The organism is Ornithinibacillus bavariensis (assembly GCF_050433565.1).
Lineage (GTDB): Bacteria > Bacillota > Bacilli > Bacillales > Amphibacillaceae > Ornithinibacillus > Ornithinibacillus bavariensis.
This window is the reverse complement of sequence record NZ_JBNPWZ010000012.1, coordinates 1-16,688: the sequence shown is the minus strand read 5'-3', so window position 1 is coordinate 16,688 and position 16,688 is coordinate 1. Positions and strand designations below refer to the sequence as shown.

General features: G+C 36.1%; 21 protein-coding genes. 10 read left to right on the top strand and 11 right to left on the bottom strand.

Going from position 1 to position 16,688, the window contains the following annotated elements; genetic code table 11:
* Nucleotides 1–33: 33 nt before the first annotated feature.
* The 8 genes from HNR27_RS15670 to HNR27_RS15635 all read right to left on the bottom strand — a co-directional run bounded on the left by HNR27_RS15670 (nucleotide 34) and on the right by HNR27_RS15635 (nucleotide 5,594).
* The gene (locus tag HNR27_RS15670) at nucleotides 34–810 is read right to left on the bottom strand and encodes an ABC transporter permease (protein WP_429340439.1); all 777 of its coding nucleotides are present in this window, start codon (nucleotides 808–810) and stop codon (nucleotides 34–36) included.
* Nucleotides 810–1,724, bottom strand: coding sequence for an ABC transporter ATP-binding protein (locus tag HNR27_RS15665; RefSeq protein ID WP_429340438.1), 915 nt, complete (start codon nucleotides 1,722–1,724; stop codon nucleotides 810–812). The genes HNR27_RS15670 and HNR27_RS15665 overlap by 1 nt, the downstream gene beginning before the upstream one ends.
* On the bottom strand, nucleotides 1,724–1,915 hold the full coding sequence (locus tag HNR27_RS15660) for a PLDc N-terminal domain-containing protein (protein ID WP_429340437.1): 192 nt from the start codon (nucleotides 1,913–1,915) through the stop codon (nucleotides 1,724–1,726). Before HNR27_RS15660 ends, HNR27_RS15665 begins: the two co-directional genes overlap by 1 nt.
* A 21-nt stretch (nucleotides 1,916–1,936) precedes the next feature.
* Nucleotides 1,937–3,037 carry a DUF1648 domain-containing protein gene (locus HNR27_RS15655; protein ID WP_429340436.1) on the bottom strand — a complete coding sequence of 367 codons (1,101 nt, stop codon included), beginning with the start codon at nucleotides 3,035–3,037 and terminating at the stop codon, nucleotides 1,937–1,939.
* Nucleotides 3,034–3,426, bottom strand: coding sequence for a GntR family transcriptional regulator (locus HNR27_RS15650; protein WP_212921335.1), 393 nt, complete (start codon nucleotides 3,424–3,426; stop codon nucleotides 3,034–3,036). Before HNR27_RS15650 ends, HNR27_RS15655 begins: the two co-directional genes overlap by 4 nt.
* Before the next feature lie 283 nt (nucleotides 3,427–3,709).
* Nucleotides 3,710–3,826, bottom strand: a complete 117-nt coding sequence (locus HNR27_RS15645; RefSeq protein WP_212921334.1) for a YfhE family protein — start codon at nucleotides 3,824–3,826, stop codon at nucleotides 3,710–3,712.
* Nucleotides 3,827–3,883: 57 nt separating this feature from the next.
* Nucleotides 3,884–4,438 (bottom strand): GNAT family N-acetyltransferase, encoded by a 555-nt coding sequence (locus HNR27_RS15640; protein WP_212921333.1) that lies wholly within the window; start codon nucleotides 4,436–4,438, stop codon nucleotides 3,884–3,886.
* Nucleotides 4,439–4,709: 271 nt separating this feature from the next.
* On the bottom strand, nucleotides 4,710–5,594 hold the full coding sequence (locus tag HNR27_RS15635) for a TIGR01777 family oxidoreductase (protein ID WP_212921332.1): 885 nt from the start codon (nucleotides 5,592–5,594) through the stop codon (nucleotides 4,710–4,712).
* 68 nt (nucleotides 5,595–5,662) lie between these two features.
* Here HNR27_RS15635 and recX point away from each other — a divergent pair, with 68 nt between their 5' ends.
* Nucleotides 5,663–6,481 carry a recombination regulator RecX gene (gene recX / locus HNR27_RS15630; protein WP_212921331.1) on the top strand — a complete coding sequence of 273 codons (819 nt, stop codon included), beginning with the start codon at nucleotides 5,663–5,665 and terminating at the stop codon, nucleotides 6,479–6,481.
* 73 nt (nucleotides 6,482–6,554) lie between these two features.
* Here the strand turns inward: recX and HNR27_RS15625 are convergent, their stop codons facing one another.
* Nucleotides 6,555–7,214, bottom strand: coding sequence for an SDR family NAD(P)-dependent oxidoreductase (locus HNR27_RS15625; protein WP_212921330.1), 660 nt, complete (start codon nucleotides 7,212–7,214; stop codon nucleotides 6,555–6,557).
* 102 nt (nucleotides 7,215–7,316) lie between these two features.
* Here HNR27_RS15625 and HNR27_RS15620 point away from each other — a divergent pair, with 102 nt between their 5' ends.
* The gene (locus HNR27_RS15620; RefSeq protein WP_212921329.1) at nucleotides 7,317–7,652 is read left to right on the top strand and encodes a YfhH family protein; all 336 of its coding nucleotides are present in this window, start codon (nucleotides 7,317–7,319) and stop codon (nucleotides 7,650–7,652) included.
* 51 nt (nucleotides 7,653–7,703) lie between these two features.
* Here HNR27_RS15620 and HNR27_RS15615 read toward each other — a convergent pair whose 3' ends face one another.
* Complete coding sequence (locus tag HNR27_RS15615; RefSeq protein ID WP_212921328.1) at nucleotides 7,704–8,690, bottom strand: metal-dependent hydrolase; 987 nt, start codon at nucleotides 8,688–8,690, stop codon at nucleotides 7,704–7,706.
* 181 nt (nucleotides 8,691–8,871) lie between these two features.
* Here HNR27_RS15615 and mutY point away from each other — a divergent pair, with 181 nt between their 5' ends.
* From mutY to yidC, 6 genes are all read left to right on the top strand, one after another.
* On the top strand, nucleotides 8,872–9,945 hold the full coding sequence (mutY, locus tag HNR27_RS15610) for an A/G-specific adenine glycosylase (protein ID WP_429340435.1): 1,074 nt from the start codon (nucleotides 8,872–8,874) through the stop codon (nucleotides 9,943–9,945).
* Between the two features lie 110 nt (nucleotides 9,946–10,055).
* The gene (locus tag HNR27_RS15605) at nucleotides 10,056–10,220 is read left to right on the top strand and encodes a gamma-type small acid-soluble spore protein (protein WP_212921326.1); all 165 of its coding nucleotides are present in this window, start codon (nucleotides 10,056–10,058) and stop codon (nucleotides 10,218–10,220) included.
* A gap of 295 nt (nucleotides 10,221–10,515) precedes the next feature.
* Nucleotides 10,516–11,046, top strand: a complete 531-nt coding sequence (gene ntdP / locus HNR27_RS15600) for a nucleoside tri-diphosphate phosphatase (RefSeq protein ID WP_212921325.1) — start codon at nucleotides 10,516–10,518, stop codon at nucleotides 11,044–11,046.
* 93 nt (nucleotides 11,047–11,139) lie between these two features.
* Nucleotides 11,140–12,888, top strand: coding sequence for an ABC transporter ATP-binding protein (locus HNR27_RS15595; protein WP_212921577.1), 1,749 nt, complete (start codon nucleotides 11,140–11,142; stop codon nucleotides 12,886–12,888).
* Between the two features lie 90 nt (nucleotides 12,889–12,978).
* Complete coding sequence (locus tag HNR27_RS15590; RefSeq protein WP_429340434.1) at nucleotides 12,979–13,368, top strand: hypothetical protein; 390 nt, start codon at nucleotides 12,979–12,981, stop codon at nucleotides 13,366–13,368.
* On the top strand, nucleotides 13,302–14,111 hold the full coding sequence (gene yidC, locus HNR27_RS15585; RefSeq protein WP_429340433.1) for a membrane protein insertase YidC: 810 nt from the start codon (nucleotides 13,302–13,304) through the stop codon (nucleotides 14,109–14,111). Before HNR27_RS15590 ends, yidC begins: the two co-directional genes overlap by 67 nt.
* Before the next feature lie 68 nt (nucleotides 14,112–14,179).
* On the opposite strand, the gene HNR27_RS15580 is transcribed toward yidC, so the two are convergent.
* Entirely contained in the window at nucleotides 14,180–15,478 is a 1,299-nt protein-coding gene (locus HNR27_RS15580) for a glutamate-1-semialdehyde 2,1-aminomutase (protein WP_429340432.1), read from the bottom strand.
* Nucleotides 15,479–15,663: 185 nt separating this feature from the next.
* Here HNR27_RS15580 and HNR27_RS15575 point away from each other — a divergent pair, with 185 nt between their 5' ends.
* Together HNR27_RS15575 and bcp are read left to right on the top strand one after the other, a co-directional pair.
* Nucleotides 15,664–16,056 (top strand): potassium channel family protein, encoded by a 393-nt coding sequence (locus HNR27_RS15575; protein WP_429340431.1) that lies wholly within the window; start codon nucleotides 15,664–15,666, stop codon nucleotides 16,054–16,056.
* A gap of 58 nt (nucleotides 16,057–16,114) precedes the next feature.
* Nucleotides 16,115–16,585, top strand: a complete 471-nt coding sequence (bcp, locus tag HNR27_RS15570) for a thioredoxin-dependent thiol peroxidase (protein WP_429340430.1) — start codon at nucleotides 16,115–16,117, stop codon at nucleotides 16,583–16,585.
* The last annotated feature ends 103 nt before the right edge of the window (nucleotides 16,586–16,688 follow it).

The window sequence follows — 16,688 nt, the reverse complement described above, 5'->3', positions numbered from 1 at the left end:
GCAGACTGGATAGCCTTTCCAGTCTGCTTATTATTAACCTGCCATTTCTTTTCGTTTAAACATTTGTATTGAGACGAGTACCAACAGCACTGAAATAGCCAACGCAACACCTGAAGTCGCCCAAAGATCGCCGTTAATTTTTTCTGTAGTTAGCATTTCCTGGATGTAGATTGATAGATTATTCGGGCTCCAGTCCAGAACATGGTGAAAAATTTTCGTAATAATGCTCATGATCATAATGGTCAATATCGTAAAAAATGCTACTAAACCGGAGGATTTAAAAATTGAATTATAAAAAATACTGAGTGATACAACTAATGTAAGCCATATTCCATAGAAGAAAAATACTTTAGTGAAATCGACGAAGGATAAGGTCCCATATAGAATATTTGTATAGTACCAGCTCATTAATAAGCCTAGGAAAAGAGATAGCCAGACAAGTAAAAGTAGAGACAGCCACTTTGATGTAATATAATTACTATAGGAAACGGGTTTCACTAAAATTAGTTCCGATACACCACTTTTCCGTTCTCCACTAATTGTTCCCATGGAAAGTAAGACAATAACTAATACGCCTAAGCTACTAAGCTGTGATAGACTCATCATAATCACCTCAGAGGGTGAAAAATCAGGTAGTTCAAATACTGTTCCATCAGGCATACCGCCTACTGATTCAATTATTTGCGGCAGGAAATAATTCGTTATTGGGTCCATGATAGATACTAAAATAATAACAAGCGGAACCCAAATCCATTTTTTGTTTCTCCAATTCTCTAGTAATTCCTTTTGAAATAATGTAGACCATTGCATTAGTTATTCACCACCCTCATAAACATATCCTCTAATGAAGCGCGATTAATTGAAAACGTTGTTATTGGCCAGTGTTCCTTCGCTGCTAGAGTTAAAATTTGTTCGCGTGCTATCTTCAAATCTACAGTAGAAATAAATAGAGCACCCCGCTCTATCTTTGTATTAGCTACGGATTCAAGCGCATTAATTTTTTCCTGATAAATATCTACACTATCGTCTATTTCTAACTTTATTACAGTTGTTTGATACTTTTTTTGTAAGTCCTGAAGTGAGCCAGACTCAATTATTTTCCCCTTGTTTAATAGTAAGAGTTCATCACTAACTTCTTCCGCATCATTTAAAATATGTGTGGAGAAAAGGATGGTCATTACTTGTTTTAACTGCTCCATTAGAACAAGCACTTCTCTTCTACCAATTGGATCTAAAGAGGCAACAGGCTCATCAAGTATTAATAATTTTGGTTTATGAATAATTGCTTGAGCTATGCCAAGTCGCTGTTTCATTCCACCGGAATACCTTGAAATACGCTCATTACTGGCCTCTTCAGAAATTCCAACTACCTTTAATAGCTCTATAGCTCTTTGAGCTGCTTCTATTTTAGGGAGCTTTGCTAGTCTTCCACTATAGGTTAAAAACTCTTTTCCAGTCATCCAAGAATGGAAGGATGGATACTGTGGTAAATAACCAATCCACGAACGGATATCCTGATTTTTGGCTTGTGATTCAAATTGAATAATTCCTTCGGTAGGTTTCAGAAGACCAGCCAAGGTACGGAGTGTAGTCGTCTTACCAGCCCCGTTTGGTCCGATTAAAGCTACACATTTGTGGTGACCAAATTTAAAGCTTATCTGATCAACGATCGTTTTTGTACCATATTTTTTTGTTAGTTTTTCTACCGTTAGTAAAGCAACCATTAGCGCTGTCTCCTTCCAAAAATAAAGTAAAGGACCGGACCAATAATGCTTATCACTATTATAATTAAAGCCCACATCCATTTAGGTCCATTCGTCTCTTTAACCTTTATCAGGTCAACGATTGCAACAATTAGCAAAAGGAATTCAATAATTAGTAAGGGTGCAAGTAAAGCCCAATTTATAGCCTCCATTTAATGGTATCTCCTTTCATTTTAAACTCCTAATAAATAAGGAATTGCAATTAACGTTCCAATTAGAACGATAAATATAATCCAAGCAAGAGGTCTTGCTAAATTAATTGTCCAGCCGACCCCAAAACGTTTCTCTAAGAATATTGCTGGGTCATTTGGATTAAAATAGATAACCCCTAATTTCCAATGCTTATCGTCATCTCGATTGATGATTTCCCCACTATTGCCTTTTGCGATTTTCACTCGGCTACCACCTTGCCCTGTTGTGATCGACAAAATTATAGCCCAGACAACTAGTATAAAAGTAAAGATTATTGAAATGTACGATATAACCGTTGGGTTTATTGAGAAAACAATAAAAAATTGGGTTAATGTTAGAAGTAAGGAAGTTCCGATTCCAGTCCCTATCAAGAATATGGACCATCTTCTTCTAAAAATTATATTTTGCTGCATGGATTCCACTGGTCTTTCAGCATGGATTTGTTGCTTTGCTTTCGCAATCATTGTATTCAAAAGCATAAATAATAGAATTAAATATAGCTGGATAATTGGTAGAGCCAGTACTGTTCGTGGCGATTTTGTAACCCAATTCGTTACTTCACCAGAAAAATTATATTGCACAGGAAACTGGTTTGGAATATTATCGTAAAACTTGAATGATACGGCAATGGTAGCAAATGAAATAAGAAAAGGGATAACAAACCAAAGATTAGAATGATTTAGTCGTTGTCTTCTAAACTCAGTGTCTATAAATACCTGCTGCGGTTTATCACTTCCCCACTTCTCTTGTTGCTTTAATTTTTTCATCTTGCGGTGAAAATAATAATAAATGGAAAAATGAGCGATTAGATATAGCCCAATAAGAGAGCTGAAATAAATGGCAAATATTTCATCGTTTATATCATTTATGGAAATGACGATAAAAAATAATAAGGTAAGTATTACGCTTGCAACTGCGGAAAAAATCACAAATTGCTTGCGCATTTTTTTTAACCTATCCGTATAATAAATCTCTTCAGGAATAGTGATTCCAAAGCTTTCAGTTCTCCTAGTCCAGTACGGAATAAAGATAGTCGAGATAAATATTGGTAACAATACTGTTAGTAAAATGATATTGTTCATGAGGTAGTCCCTCCCTTGTATGAGTTATAAATCGATTGGCAGAGCTCTAAAAACTCGAGTTCATCTACATCACGACAAATTGACTCAGCAATGATTGGTCGTAATTTTTTTTGTAGTTGTGCACGGTAGGACTCGTCAGCCTTGGGCACTCCATCTGGATTAATAACGACCCCTTTTTGACGGTGAATGAGGATAAAACCTTCTTGTTTTAATTGCTGGTAAGCCTTATTCACTGTATGAAGATTGATACCGATATCAGCTGCAAGGGATCGAACAGACGGTAAGCCTTCACCAGGCTTTAACTCCTTTCGTGCAATTCCATCAATTATTTGGTTAGTTAATTGCTGATAAATAGGCTCATTTGCTTCAAAGTCAAGGTTTATAAGCACATTGCAGCACACTCCTTTTGTTCCATCTGTTATATTTATAGTATAACAGATGGAACAAATCTGTCAATGAAAAGTATTTTGAAGTGAAACGTACTTTATCAACAGCTTTGTCCACAAGTTGTTTACTAAAGGAAAGGAATATATATTGATTATCCACATTATCAACAAGCGTATGTGAATAGATATCAACAATACTATGTGAATAACATGAAGTAGGAGGTGGTAAGTTGCTCAATTAAAATTATCTAGTTTTTTTATAGACAATAAAAAAAGACCGAAGCGGTTAGCCTCGATCTCCTTGATGTCTTGCACGGTCAGCACGTTTAAACTCTTTTTGATATAGTACTTCTTGGGTTTTGTTTAAATATTTATCCCTTATTTCACGCTTTTCCTTAGGCATGGTCATCCCTCGCTTTTTAATGCTTAGGATAACCAACTTAGGAATTTTTATACAAATTTAAACAACCTCACCATCTGCATTTGCGTCGATAATTGCAAATTGTCTATAGGAAAGATAATGCTCTTGTGAAATTGCAAAAATATCATAAATTTCTTCTCTATCATTTACTTTTGTATAAATATCTGGATAAATAGTGTTGGCTAAGGCAACGTAAGGAAGTTTAAGGACGGCTTTAGTGGAGCGGATGTTGGTTTTTCTTACTTTCATGAAGATGGTCTCGATACCATATTCTAAAAATAACTCGTCGAAAAACTGTTCCTTTGCCAGTCGATTATATCCTTTTCCAAAATAAGGCTGGCCAATCCATGTTGCTAAAAAGCCATAATTATTTTCTATATCAAATAAATTAATTGTCCCTATTGGTTGTTGGTATTCGTCAACTATTGTTCTTGATATTAATCTCCCAGATTCTTCTGCTTCTATAGTTTTCTTGGTGATAAAGTAGAATTCATCACTAGTTGCTGCTTTATGTCTAACGAAAGGAAAGACTTCAGGGTGTGACATCAACTCAAATAATACCGGGACCTCACACAACTCACGTCTTTTTAGCATAGAAAAACCCTCCTTATTTAAGCAGGAGGGTGTTCTAAGAAAAGGAATCTAGTTTAGGACCCCACCCGCGAATTTTTATTAAGATCAACAAAAATTCGGGGTGGGAATCGAACCCACTAGAACCAGATTAACTGGTGGCGCACCATTTGCCTTCCCTATTATATTTTGACTTTCATTTATAACAATACATATAATACTATGATTTAATCCAAAAGGGAACAACTTTTTTAACAAAAATCTCGACAAAATTTGTGAATTTTTTTAACAGATATTAACATAGGTCTTTTAATGCCAACTCGAGTGAAGGATAAGCAAAGGAATAGCCATAATCCAATGCTTTTTTTGGTAAGACATACTGCCCATTCAAAACAAGTTGACTCATTTCACCAGTGGCAATTCGTACGAATATATTTGGTGTTGGGAACCAGTATGGACGATGAAGGCTTTTGGCTAGGACCTGATTAAACTCTTTATTACGAACTGGATAAGGTGCAGTTATATTGTAAGCCCCAGATAACTGATCATTATGTAGAGCAAATAACAGCATCTGAACGACATCTTCTATATGAACCCATGACGTCCATTGCTCTCCACTACCAATTCTACCTCCAAAAAATAATTTAGTTGGTAAAGTCATTAATGGAAAGGTACCTCCATCCTTTCCAAGGATTACTCCAAACCTTGCGTAAACAGTTCTGATTCCTAGCTGTTTCGCCTGGAAGGCAGTCTCTTCCCAATTGACAACGACATCTGCTAAAAAATCCTTTCCTGGCTTTTTGGTTGCTTCCGTGAAAATCTTTTCTTCCGATACACCATAAAAGCCTACAGCCGAACCACTAATAAAAACGTTTGGCTTTTCTTTCATATTATTCATTATGTCAATTAGTTTTTGTGTTATTTTGATACGACTCGATTTTATTCTTTGTTTCTTCTCTTTCGTCCAGTATCCATACAGGCTTTCCCCAGCAAGATTAATGATACCGTGAATGGGCGGGAGAAGAAGAGAATTTTCAAAACCGATGTAAGTGATATTTTGCTTATTGGGGAATTTTTCAGGTGTACGGGTTAAGATATATACTTGGTGGCCATTTTGTACTAGTTTTTGTACGAGATGTTTTCCGACAAATCCAGTTCCACCAGTTAATAGATAATTCATAAGGATCCCTCACTTTTTCGAACTTTTTTCTTTTTATCATGTTATGATGAGTAAAAGAGGTGAAGAAGTTGCCAGCGAAAATTAGCCGTATTACAACACAGAAAAAAAGTAAACAGCGATATAATGTTTATCTAGTTGAAGGTGATAGCGATGCCTATGGATTCAGTGTTGATGAAGCTATCCTGGTGGAGTTTGGACTTCGTAAAGGTCTTGAATTAGATGAAGCTACAATAGAACAACTTATTAAGCAGGATACTATTCAGAAATCGTATCTTCTGGCCATAAACTATTTAAGCTACCGGATGCGTTCTCGTAAAGAAATGTACGACTATCTAAAGCAAAAAGAAGTAGAAGAAGAGCATATAGCAGTAATTATGGAACGCTTAACGAAGGAAGGACTTTTGAATGATCAGCAATTTGCTGAGGCTTTTACGCTAACACGGATCAATACTTCATCCAAAGGGCCACTTTTGGTTAAACGAGAACTAATGGATAAAGGCGTTTCTGCTGTTATAGCTGATGAGGCTATAGCTCTTTACACCTATGATACACAATTTGAAAAAGCAATGAAATGGGTAAATAAAAAAATAGGTACAAGTAAAAAGGAATCCTATAAAAAGCAGCTCCAACAGCTGCAAATGACCTTGATCCAAAAGGGCTTTGAACAGCCTGTAATAAGCGATGTCATCATGCAACTAAGAAATCAGGCAAACGATACGGATGAATGGGAAGCATTAGTTTATCAAGGCGATAAGCTTTTACGTAAATATGAAGGTAAGAAATTTGGTTATGAATTAAAGATGAAAGTGAAAGAAGGCTTGTATCGGAAAGGATTTCATATGGAATTAATAAATCAATTTATTGATGAAATAGAAGATAGAGTATAGTAAAGGACTTGTCACTTTAGGCAAGTCCTTGTTTTGAGTATTGATTATATTTTGATGCTTTTAAAGGACCCGTCTATCGGTCAATTATAATTTCCTTCCGCCCATCATCCTCTGCAAAAATTTGCTCAGCAACTATCTCTGGAGCTTTAAGGTTAGAGGGATCCTTAACATGTTTAGATTTATTCCAAAATGGAGTATTCATTCCGCCCATATATACCGCAGTTATCGTGAAGTCCTCATCGTTCCATTCTTCTTGAAGAGCTTCTGTAAAGCCACGAACCGCGAACTTACTTGCACAGTATAAGGATTCATCTACCTTCCCACGCAATCCCGCAGTGGAAATAATCGTTAAGATTCTTCCTTTACTTTCTCGTATAAGAGGAAGGGCAGCTTGTACAGTCAGTACGGTTCCTTTTACATTCGTATCTAATATAGCATCTATATCATCAACAGAGTAATCCATTACAGGACCAAAAATACCTATTCCAGCATTATTAATAAAAACATCGAGCTTCTCAATTCGTTGGAATGCAATTTGAACGGAAGCAATTTCTCTTACGTCACAGAGTACAACCTCAGCCTCACCACCATTTTGAAGTATTCCATGTTGGACAATCTGTAATGGAGCATTTCTTCTACCCAATAAATATACCTTATAGCCATTTTTAGCATATTGAAATGCTAAGGCCTTCCCAAGCCCAGTTCCTGCACCAGTTATTGCAACTGAAGGCATGATGAATTACCACCTTTTTAGAAAGTATTTTGAAGTGATTACCATTTCAATTGTCCTAAAGAATTGATAAAATGTAAAGAGAGTTGAAAGGGGAAGAACAATATGAACTATCGTTACAGTGATTTGTCTGTTGAACAGCTATATGCGGAAATCGGGAAGCTTAAGGAGAAAGCACAAAAGGCAGAACAATTAGGAAATATTAGTGAATTAGCTGTGTACGAACGTAAAATGCAAGTAGCATTAGCATATACATTAAACCCAGAAGACTTTTTACCAGGGAGCATATACGAAATGCGTAATGACTTAGGACATAGCTTCAAAATAAATTATATGGAAGGTGTTTTTGCATGGGGGCACCGAGTTAATCTATTGGATGAAGTATATGAAAAAGAAGAAGCAATTCCCATTTCATTATTAGGGAAAAAGCTATTAGGCTAATAAGATTAGAGGTACTAATCGATAAGATTAGCACCTCTTTTCTAATAAAGCTTAAATAGGACTATCTCCAACATATAGTTTGTTCTGTAGCTTGTGTTCAGAGAAAATCCAGCCAGTATAGGAACTAATTATTTCTAAATCCTGGTTTATTTTTACAACCGCCACAAAAGGATAGTATGACTTGGACCGGTAACGTAAATCAATAAAGCGTACCTCTGTGTAATCATTAAATTCACTTACTTCCCAACGATACACCGGGGAAAAGGATAAAAATGCTGAAATGTTTTTGTCTTGTTTCGCTATATTGATAATCGGCCAATCTGGTAATGGAATCTTTTCGAACTCGTCAATAATTTCAATGTGACCATTCTCCACTGTTCCAACATAAAAATGAGTTGATGTTGTAATGGCTATTCGCCAATAGTTTTGCTTAACCGTCGGCGAAGTTGCAACTTCTATTGTATTTGGAAAATATGTTCGTATCGTTCTTACAATTTCTTTTTTATCCATATACCGTTTGAGGTAATATAATACAATCACTGCGTATACGATGAGCCAAGTGTACCCGGGATTTGCACCTATAATCCAAGCAACTATACCTGCTAAATGCAAGGTGAAAATATATGGATCAAAGGTGTTTATAAAGCCATGGGCAATCCATCGATTTGTAAATGGGCGATATGCCTGCGTTCCATACGCATTAAAAATATCAACAAAGACATGGATAACAACTGCTAAAGCAGTCCACAGCCATAAATGAAAGAAATTGATTTGTGGTACAAATAGATGAATTATACTTGCAATAAGAACCCCCCAGAAGATAACAGCAGGAACAGAATGCGTTACACCTCGATGGTGTCTTATATAGGTAGCGTTATTACGTAATTTTAACACCGTATCAAAATCTGGTGCATGTGAACCAAGAATTGTGCCGGCAAATATAGCGTGAAATAGTACAGGATCATTGCTGACGACAGGATCAAGTGTGGATAGGCCTGCCAATGCAACCCCCATAACAATGTGGGTTCCAGTATCCATGAAGCAGATTCCTCCTTGTACAATTAAAATGTGATATAGTCTGTTTTATATGAATCGTTTTTATAGCAATATGAGGTTTTAATTTTCTCTACAACATTAAATCTGAAAAGATTCACTTAAAAAAATGTATGAACAAAGTATTGGTAGTGTTTCTTTAGTGTACCATAAAGGAAGTGTTAATATGACAGTTCAAGATAGAACGTTACATAATTTTAATATTTTGGGCTTTCAACAGGATTTACTGTCCTGGTATGAAGCTAATAAACGAGATTTGCCATGGAGGAAAGACCAGGATCCATACAAAGTCTGGGTTTCTGAGATTATGCTTCAACAAACGAAAGTAGATACAGTTATTCCATATTTCCATAACTTTTTGGAAAAATTTCCGACAGTGTATGACTTAGCTGCTGCTGAGGAACAGGAAGTATTAAAAGCATGGGAAGGACTTGGTTATTATTCTAGAGCTAGAAATTTACAGCATGCTGTACGTGAGGTGGTGGAGCAATATAATGGACAAGTTCCTGATAATCCTAAGGACCTAGAACAATTAAAGGGGATAGGATCTTACACAAAAGGTGCAATTTTATCCATAGCATTTAATAAACCAGTGCCAGCAGTTGATGGGAATGTAATGCGTGTCTTTTCTCGACTTTTAAATATAGATGATGATATCGCTCAGCAGAAGACAAAAAAACTTTTTGAACAAATCATACATGAAGTTATTTCCCATGAAGATCCATCATCATTTAACCAAGCAATTATGGACTTAGGTGCAACAGTATGCACGCCAAAATCGCCCTCCTGTCTATTTTGTCCTGTTCAAGAACATTGCCAAGCTTTTGCACTTGGAATCGAAGATCAACTACCTGTAAAAGCAAAAGCAAAGAAGAACAAAACAATCTCTTATCATGTTTTGCAAATACGAAATGAAAATGGAGAAGTGGCAATTGAAAAACGTTCAAAGGATGGACTTTTAGCTAATCTTTGGCAATTTCCAATGATTCCTGTAAAAGAATTAAACGGTAGTCCTGTTGAGGAATGGTTTTATAACCAATACGGATTGCGAATTAAAATGGGGAAAAAGCAGGGACAATTAAAACATGTCTTTTCCCATATAACGTGGGAACTTGAGGTTCATCCTGCACAATTAATTGTAGAGGATGGGACTAATCATAGTTTGTGCTTTGTACCAGTAGAAGAGTTAAGTTCTTATCCATTTCCGGTATCACATCAAAAAATGATGCAGTATCTTTAAAATAATCCTCTCCGCAAGTACAGTTTTCATAAAAAGAAAAAATATGGAAGTAAATTATCTTGGATAACAAATAGAGAACTGGAGAAATTAAAACTGCGGAGGTGATATAGATGGCTAAAAATCCTAACCAATCTGCTTCAGGAACTAATGTTCAAAAAGTACAACAGCAGAACGCAGCAGCACAACAAGGAAAATACGGTACAGAGTTTGCTTCTGAAACAGATGTACAAGAAGTTAAAAAGCAAAATCAACAATCTCAAGCTAACAAAAAATAATCTAACTACCCTCGAATCTACAAAAAGAGCTTCCACTCTCCCGGAAGCTCTTTTTGCTTGAAACACGTACTACAGGATATTTTTTGGAAAAGAAAACTACCTTTCCTGTAAAAGCCCTTTGGCTTTATCTTTTATTTCTTTACCTATATAATAGTAACAAAAAAAGGTAAGGACATCCTTGTTTGGCAGTTAGGAAAGTATAGCAACTTTCCGCCGGCATAAGAAAAACTAACCTATTCGTTAAGAGATGAGCGAATGCAAGTTTTTCTAATCAGTAAGATGGGAAGGGATTATCATGACTGCTCCGAGGGCTGGATCAAAAATACAAATACAAAGCTATAAGCATAATGGTCACCTACACCGTGTATGGGAAAGTAGTATTGTGTTAAAGGGGACCGAACAGGTTATTATCGGGGCAAATGATAGGACTTTAGTGCTGGAGAGTGATGGTCGCACATGGGTTACAAGAGAGCCGGCTATTTGTTATTTTCATTCAAAGCATTGGTTTAATATAATTGGAATGCTACGTGACGATGGAATTCATTATTACTGTAATATAAGTTCACCATTTGTCTATGAAGATGATGCTATTAAATATATTGACTATGACCTAGATTTAAAAGTATATCCAGATATGACCTTTGATTTATTAGATGAAGATGAGTATCAAATGCATCGTAATCAAATGAATTATCCTGGAGTGCTAGATCGTATTCTTTATAATAATATTAATGATTTACAACGCTGGGTTCACCAAAGAAAGGGGCCATTCTCACCCGGCTTTATTGATCAATGGTATGAACGATTTTTGACGTATCGTTGGTAAATTGCATCACCAGTAACCTTGTTACACCAAATGTAGCAAGGCTTTTCTACTTTTTTAGCTTGTTTACTAAATATGAAGAGAAAGTTGATGAAAATGAGCAGTATTAAGCAGTATATGGAATTTGTAAAACCATATAAATGGAAAATACTTTGGACGATATTAATCGGAATCCTAAAATTTGGAATACCATTATTGATACCTTTAATTCTAAAATATGTGATTGATGACATAATCGGACATAATGGTTGGAATACAAATGAAAAACTAAGTCACTTATTTTGGATAATGGGTGGTTCCTTCTTTATTTTTCTAGTGTTACGTCCACCGATTGAGTATATTCGGCAATATCTTGCCCAATGGGTAGGGAATAAGATACTTTACGATATACGAGATAAGCTTTTTGGACACTTGCAGAATCTGAGTCTTCGTTATTATGCATCGACAAAAACTGGCGAAATTATTTCCCGGGTAATAAATGATGTCGAACAAACAAAGAATTTTGTGATGACAGGATTAATGAATGTATGGCTAGATTTAATAACAATATTAATTGCGATTGGCATCATGCTAACTATGGATATCTGGTTAACCATTGTAGCAATCATTTTATTCCCGTTGTTCGGTTTCTCCATAAAGTTTTTCTTTAGTCGCTTAAGAGAGTTAACACGCCAGCGCTCTCAGGCACTGGCTGAAGTACAAGGGCATTTGCATGAGCGAGTTCAAGGCGTACCTGTCACTAGGAGCTTTGCATTAGAGGATTATGAGCAAGAGCAATTTAATGTTCGAAACAAGAGCTTTTTAAACAAGGCACTAGAACATACGACTTGGAATGCAAAAACGTTTGCAGTCACGAATACAATTACCGATTTGGCACCTTTATTAGTTATAACTTTTGCAGGTTACCAGGTTATTACAGATAATTTAACTCTTGGTACCATGGTAGCCTTTGTTGGTTATCTAGAAAGAGTTTACAGTCCTTTGCGAAGATTAATTAACTCTTCAACTATTCTCATACAATCTATTGCTTCAATTGATCGTGTCTTTGAATTAATGAATGAGCCGTATGAAATAGTGGATAAGCCAAATGCTATAAAAGCTGGACGATTAAATGGTGCTATTGATTTTGAAAATGTATCGTTTAAATATGCCGAGGAAGATTCCGAAGTTCTTAAAGGGATTAATCTTCGGGTTAAACAGGGAGAAACAATTGCTTTTGTTGGTATGAGTGGAGGTGGGAAATCAACTTTAATTAGTTTGATCCCACGTCTCTATGATGTGACTGATGGTGCGATTAAAATAGATGGAATCGATCTTCGTGATTTTGTAGCACGTTCACTTCGCGATAACATTGGAATGGTTTTACAGGATAATATATTATTTAGTGATTCAGTAGCAGAGAATATACGGATGGGAAATCCAAATGCAACAGATGAAGAGGTTATTCAAGCAGCTAAGGCTGCAAATGCACATGATTTTATTCAAGAATTGCCCGAGGGCTATGCTACTCTAGTAGGTGAGAGAGGTGTCAAACTTTCTGGTGGTCAAAAACAGCGCATTGCTATTGCCCGTGTATTCTTAAAGAATCCGCCTATATTAATATTTGATGAAGCTACATCTGCTTTAGATTTAGAGAGTGAACATATGATTCAAGAAGCTGTTGAAAAATTAGCATCTGATCGAACAACATTTATAGTTGCACATCGTTTAGCAACTATAACTCATGCCGACAGAATTGTAGTAATTGAAAATGGAAAAATAACTGAAATAGGATCACACTCGGAATTGATGGAGAAAAAGGGAAGTTACTATGATTTATACCAAGTTCAGCATTTAAACGATTGATATAAAGGAAAAAATTTCCTTTTGTAAAGAAGATGAAACAGAATTAAGATTAGTTACGTAGAAAAGGATAGAGATTGGAGGTGAATACAGATGATTTTGGACTTTTTAATAGAGCTTTTTAGTGATTTTTCACCGATGTATTTTTATTTGAGTGTGCTGTTATCTGTTCTATGTGCGTTTCAATTCATTTCTGTCGTTGCAAATCAGTTATATCGTGATACATCTATAGACATACATGGCATAAAACGAAGTAAAGTACAATTAAAGATAAATCAAAATGCTACTAATGAAATTATAACAAGGCGGAACTGGCGTGCTATAGTCACGAAAAGAATTGAACTTCCAGATGAAGAAGAAGATGCAACGAAATCCTCAACAAACCTACTACGACTCACATTACAAGGAGGATTACTATGCAAAAAAAGTCTGTATTCACTTTCCTTAAGAAAACAAATATCATCGGAGTATTTATCTTATTAACCGTCTTTTTGGCAGGATGCTCAGGTAGTAATTCAGCTAATTCATCAGGCTGGTTTCATGAAGTATTCGTTGATAATTTCTCCGCACTTATTAAATTTATTGCAGAGTTTTTTAATGATAATTATGGCTTATCCATCATCATAATCACAATTGCTATTCGATTAGTCGTCATGCCATTTATGATTAAACAAACGAAGAATAATCTGATTATGCAAGATAAGATGAAAGAACTTAAGCCAGAAATGGACGAAATCCAGAAGAAATATAAGGATAAAAAAGATCCTGAGTCTCAGCGTAAGATGCAAGCAGAAATGATGCAACTATATCAAAAGCATAATTTTAATCCTTTAGCATCATTTGGTGGTTGTTTACCGGTACTTATACAGTTTCCGTTTCTAATTGGATTTTATTATGCAATCCGGCAAACACCAGAAATAGCGACACATACCTTTCTTTGGTTCAATCTAGGAGAAAGAGATATGTTGATGATAGCAATAGCGGTGATTGTCTATTTTATTCAATATAAGGTATCACAAATTGGTCTTGATCCAAAAATGAAAAAACAAATGGCTATAATCGGATTAATGTCACCAATTATGATTGGTGTAATATCATTAAACACCTTCTCTGCTTTACCGTTATATTGGACAGTTGGAGGTATTATCGTTATTATTCAAACCTTAATCTCCAAGAGAATTTACTTGGCACACAAACGTGAGATAGAACAATCTGAGCAAAAGTAATATAAAAATCGCCTACAAATAACTAGAATTTGTAGGCGATTTTTAGTTTGCCTTAATGAATATAAAAATTAATTTGTACTCATTTCTTTAAAAGCATTTCCAACAGCATCAATTGTTTCATCTATATCTGCTTCAGTATGTTCAGTAGTCAGGAACCAGGCTTCGTATTTGGATGGCGCTAAATTTATGCCTTGCTTAAGCATTAGCTTAAAGAACTTCGCAAAGGCTTCACTATCGCTTGCCTCAGCTTCGGCATAGTTAGTTACTTCATTCGTGCTACCAAAGTAAACAGTTAAAGCGCCTTTTAATCGGTTAATAGAAATGGCGATATTATACTTGTCTGCTTTTGCAAGTATTCCATTTTCAAGTCGTTCTCCAAGTTCATCTAGTCTTTCGTAAACGCCCTCTTGTTGTAAAACCTCTAGACAAGCGATACCTGCTGACATGGATGCAGGATTACCAGCCATTGTTCCTGCTTGATATGCTGGGCCAAGTGGAGCAACCTGTTCCATTATATCCTTACGACCACCATAAGCACCAATTGGTAACCCGCCACCTATGATTTTACCCATAGCGGTCATGTCCGGTTCAATACCATAGATTTGCTGAGAGCTTCCATAAGTAAAGCGGAAAGCAGTAATAACTTCATCATAAATAACTAGTGCTCCAACCTCATGGGTTAAGTCGTTTACTGCTTGAAGGAAGCCTTCCTTAGGCTCAACAATACCGAAGTTACCAACAATCGGCTCTACTAGTACACAAGCAAGATCGTCTCCCCATTTATCTAAAGCTTCTTTATAAGCATCGATGTCATTAAATGGTACAGTAATCATATCTTGTGCTACAGATAATGGAATACCAGCAGAGTCAGGAGTTCCTAATGTGGACGGTCCTGATCCGGCTTGGACAAGAACAGCATCAAAGTGACCATGATAGCTACCAGCAAATTTGATGACTTTTGTACGCCCAGTGTAGGCTCTTGCTACACGGATAGTTGTCATTACTGCTTCTGTTCCAGAGTTTGTAAAACGTACCTTTTCCAATGAAGGAATCGCTTTTTTTAGCATTTTAGCAAATTTATTTTCCAGAGGTGTTGGTGTTCCATACAGGACACCATTTTCTGCTGCATTCTTAATAGCTTCTGTAATATGCGGGTGAGCATGTCCCGTAATAATTGGACCATATGCTGCAAGATAATCGATATATTTATTACCGTCCACATCCCAAAAATATGCTCCTTTTGCTCGATCCATGTAAACCGGTGCTCCTCCACCAACAGCCTTATACGCACGTGAAGGTGAATTAACACCACCGACTATATGTTTTTGCGCTTCTTCATGTAGAAGCTCTGACTTCGTAAAATCCACTATGTAAACCTCCTATATAAATGGTCAATTGACCATGATTCATACTTACCTATTTTAACGCAAATAAGATGAAAATTAAATGACAAGCCCTTCTAGTTTACGGCATATACATATAATAGCAGATTGTAAAGGGAGATTATATGAATATACTGCCATGGCTCCTCATAGTAGGAGTTTGTTTTGTAATGATAAAAAGTTTGTCTCAGTTCATCTCAGGTGAAAAAAATCTACTTGGAATTAGTATGAGGGATAAGCGATTTTCAGCTGAAATTTTCTATGCATTAATCATTACCTATACTATTGTTATTCTTGGCTTTGGTTTAATCTATTTTATACTTTCATTTGAAGGTGTTTTACTAGTTGAGGGAGGGGAGCTACGGCAAGTGAGCCCATTAGGTTCCATGGTCCATTCCTTTTATTTTAGTGGGGTTACTATGTTAACTATCGGGTATGGCGATATTACTCCAATTGGGATTGGACGCTTATTAGCATTGATTGAAGCGTTAATCGGCTATATTCTTCCGACAGCTTTTGTTTTCCATATCGTACAGCATAAGGGGGAACGGACAAGAGATTAGCTTTTCCAGCTTTTGAAGTGTTATAGTGAAGATACAATAGATAGTTGGAGGTAATAAAATGCATCTAGAGATAGGAAAAACTGCACCTACCTTTACTTTACCTAGTTCAGATGGTAAGGAAGTTGGCTTGGCAGACTTCAAAGGAAAACATGTTGTTTTATATTTTTATCCAAAAGATATGACGCCAGGGTGCACAACGGAAGCTTGTGATTTTCGAGATCACCATGTAAGCTTTGGTGAACTTAATGCTGTAATTATCGGTGTTAGTCCTGACCCAATTGATTCCCATCAAAAATTTATGGACAAACATGATTTACCGTTTTTGCTATTAGCAGATGAATCACATGAGGTAGCAGAGGCATACGGTGTTTGGAAGCTAAAACAGAACTTTGGTAAGGAGTACTATGGCATTGAACGCTCTACCTTTATCATCGATAAGAATGGAATTCTTCAAAAAGAATATCGAAAAGTAAAAGTGGAAGGCCATGTACAGGAAGCTCTCGATTATATTCGTGAAAATTTATCGTGATAGTGAAGGAGGCTGGGACAAAACCCCAGTAAATAAAAAAAGAGTGGTACTTACCTAAACAGGTGAATACCACTCTTTTTATGCACACAAAAAGGACACCTTT

What these genes read in the sequence shown, in the direction of transcription:
- HNR27_RS15670 (WP_429340439.1), bottom strand. Translation starts at nt 810, where the DNA reads ATGCAATGGTCTACATTATTTCAAAAGGAATTACTAGAGAATTGGAGA.
- HNR27_RS15665 (WP_429340438.1), bottom strand. Translation starts at nt 1,724, where the DNA reads ATGGTTGCTTTACTAACGGTAGAAAAACTAACAAAAAAATATGGTACA.
- HNR27_RS15660 (WP_429340437.1), bottom strand. Translation starts at nt 1,915, where the DNA reads ATGGAGGCTATAAATTGGGCTTTACTTGCACCCTTACTAATTATTGAA.
- HNR27_RS15655 (WP_429340436.1), bottom strand. Translation starts at nt 3,037, where the DNA reads ATGAACAATATCATTTTACTAACAGTATTGTTACCAATATTTATCTCG.
- HNR27_RS15645 (WP_212921334.1), bottom strand. Translation starts at nt 3,826, where the DNA reads ATGCCTAAGGAAAAGCGTGAAATAAGGGATAAATATTTAAACAAAACC.
- HNR27_RS15640 (WP_212921333.1), bottom strand. Translation starts at nt 4,438, where the DNA reads ATGCTAAAAAGACGTGAGTTGTGTGAGGTCCCGGTATTATTTGAGTTG.
- HNR27_RS15635 (WP_212921332.1), bottom strand. Translation starts at nt 5,594, where the DNA reads ATGAATTATCTATTAACTGGTGGAACTGGATTTGTCGGAAAACATCTC.
- HNR27_RS15625 (WP_212921330.1), bottom strand. Translation starts at nt 7,214, where the DNA reads ATGCCTTCAGTTGCAATAACTGGTGCAGGAACTGGGCTTGGGAAGGCC.
- HNR27_RS15620 (WP_212921329.1), top strand. Translation starts at nt 7,317, where the DNA reads ATGAACTATCGTTACAGTGATTTGTCTGTTGAACAGCTATATGCGGAA.
- HNR27_RS15615 (WP_212921328.1), bottom strand. Translation starts at nt 8,690, where the DNA reads ATGGATACTGGAACCCACATTGTTATGGGGGTTGCATTGGCAGGCCTA.
- mutY (WP_429340435.1), top strand. Translation starts at nt 8,872, where the DNA reads ATGACAGTTCAAGATAGAACGTTACATAATTTTAATATTTTGGGCTTT.
- HNR27_RS15605 (WP_212921326.1), top strand. Translation starts at nt 10,056, where the DNA reads ATGGCTAAAAATCCTAACCAATCTGCTTCAGGAACTAATGTTCAAAAA.
- ntdP (WP_212921325.1), top strand. Translation starts at nt 10,516, where the DNA reads ATGACTGCTCCGAGGGCTGGATCAAAAATACAAATACAAAGCTATAAG.
- HNR27_RS15595 (WP_212921577.1), top strand. Translation starts at nt 11,140, where the DNA reads ATGAGCAGTATTAAGCAGTATATGGAATTTGTAAAACCATATAAATGG.
- HNR27_RS15590 (WP_429340434.1), top strand. Translation starts at nt 12,979, where the DNA reads ATGATTTTGGACTTTTTAATAGAGCTTTTTAGTGATTTTTCACCGATG.
- yidC (WP_429340433.1), top strand. Translation starts at nt 13,302, where the DNA reads ATGCAAAAAAAGTCTGTATTCACTTTCCTTAAGAAAACAAATATCATC.
- HNR27_RS15575 (WP_429340431.1), top strand. Translation starts at nt 15,664, where the DNA reads ATGATAAAAAGTTTGTCTCAGTTCATCTCAGGTGAAAAAAATCTACTT.
- bcp (WP_429340430.1), top strand. Translation starts at nt 16,115, where the DNA reads ATGCATCTAGAGATAGGAAAAACTGCACCTACCTTTACTTTACCTAGT.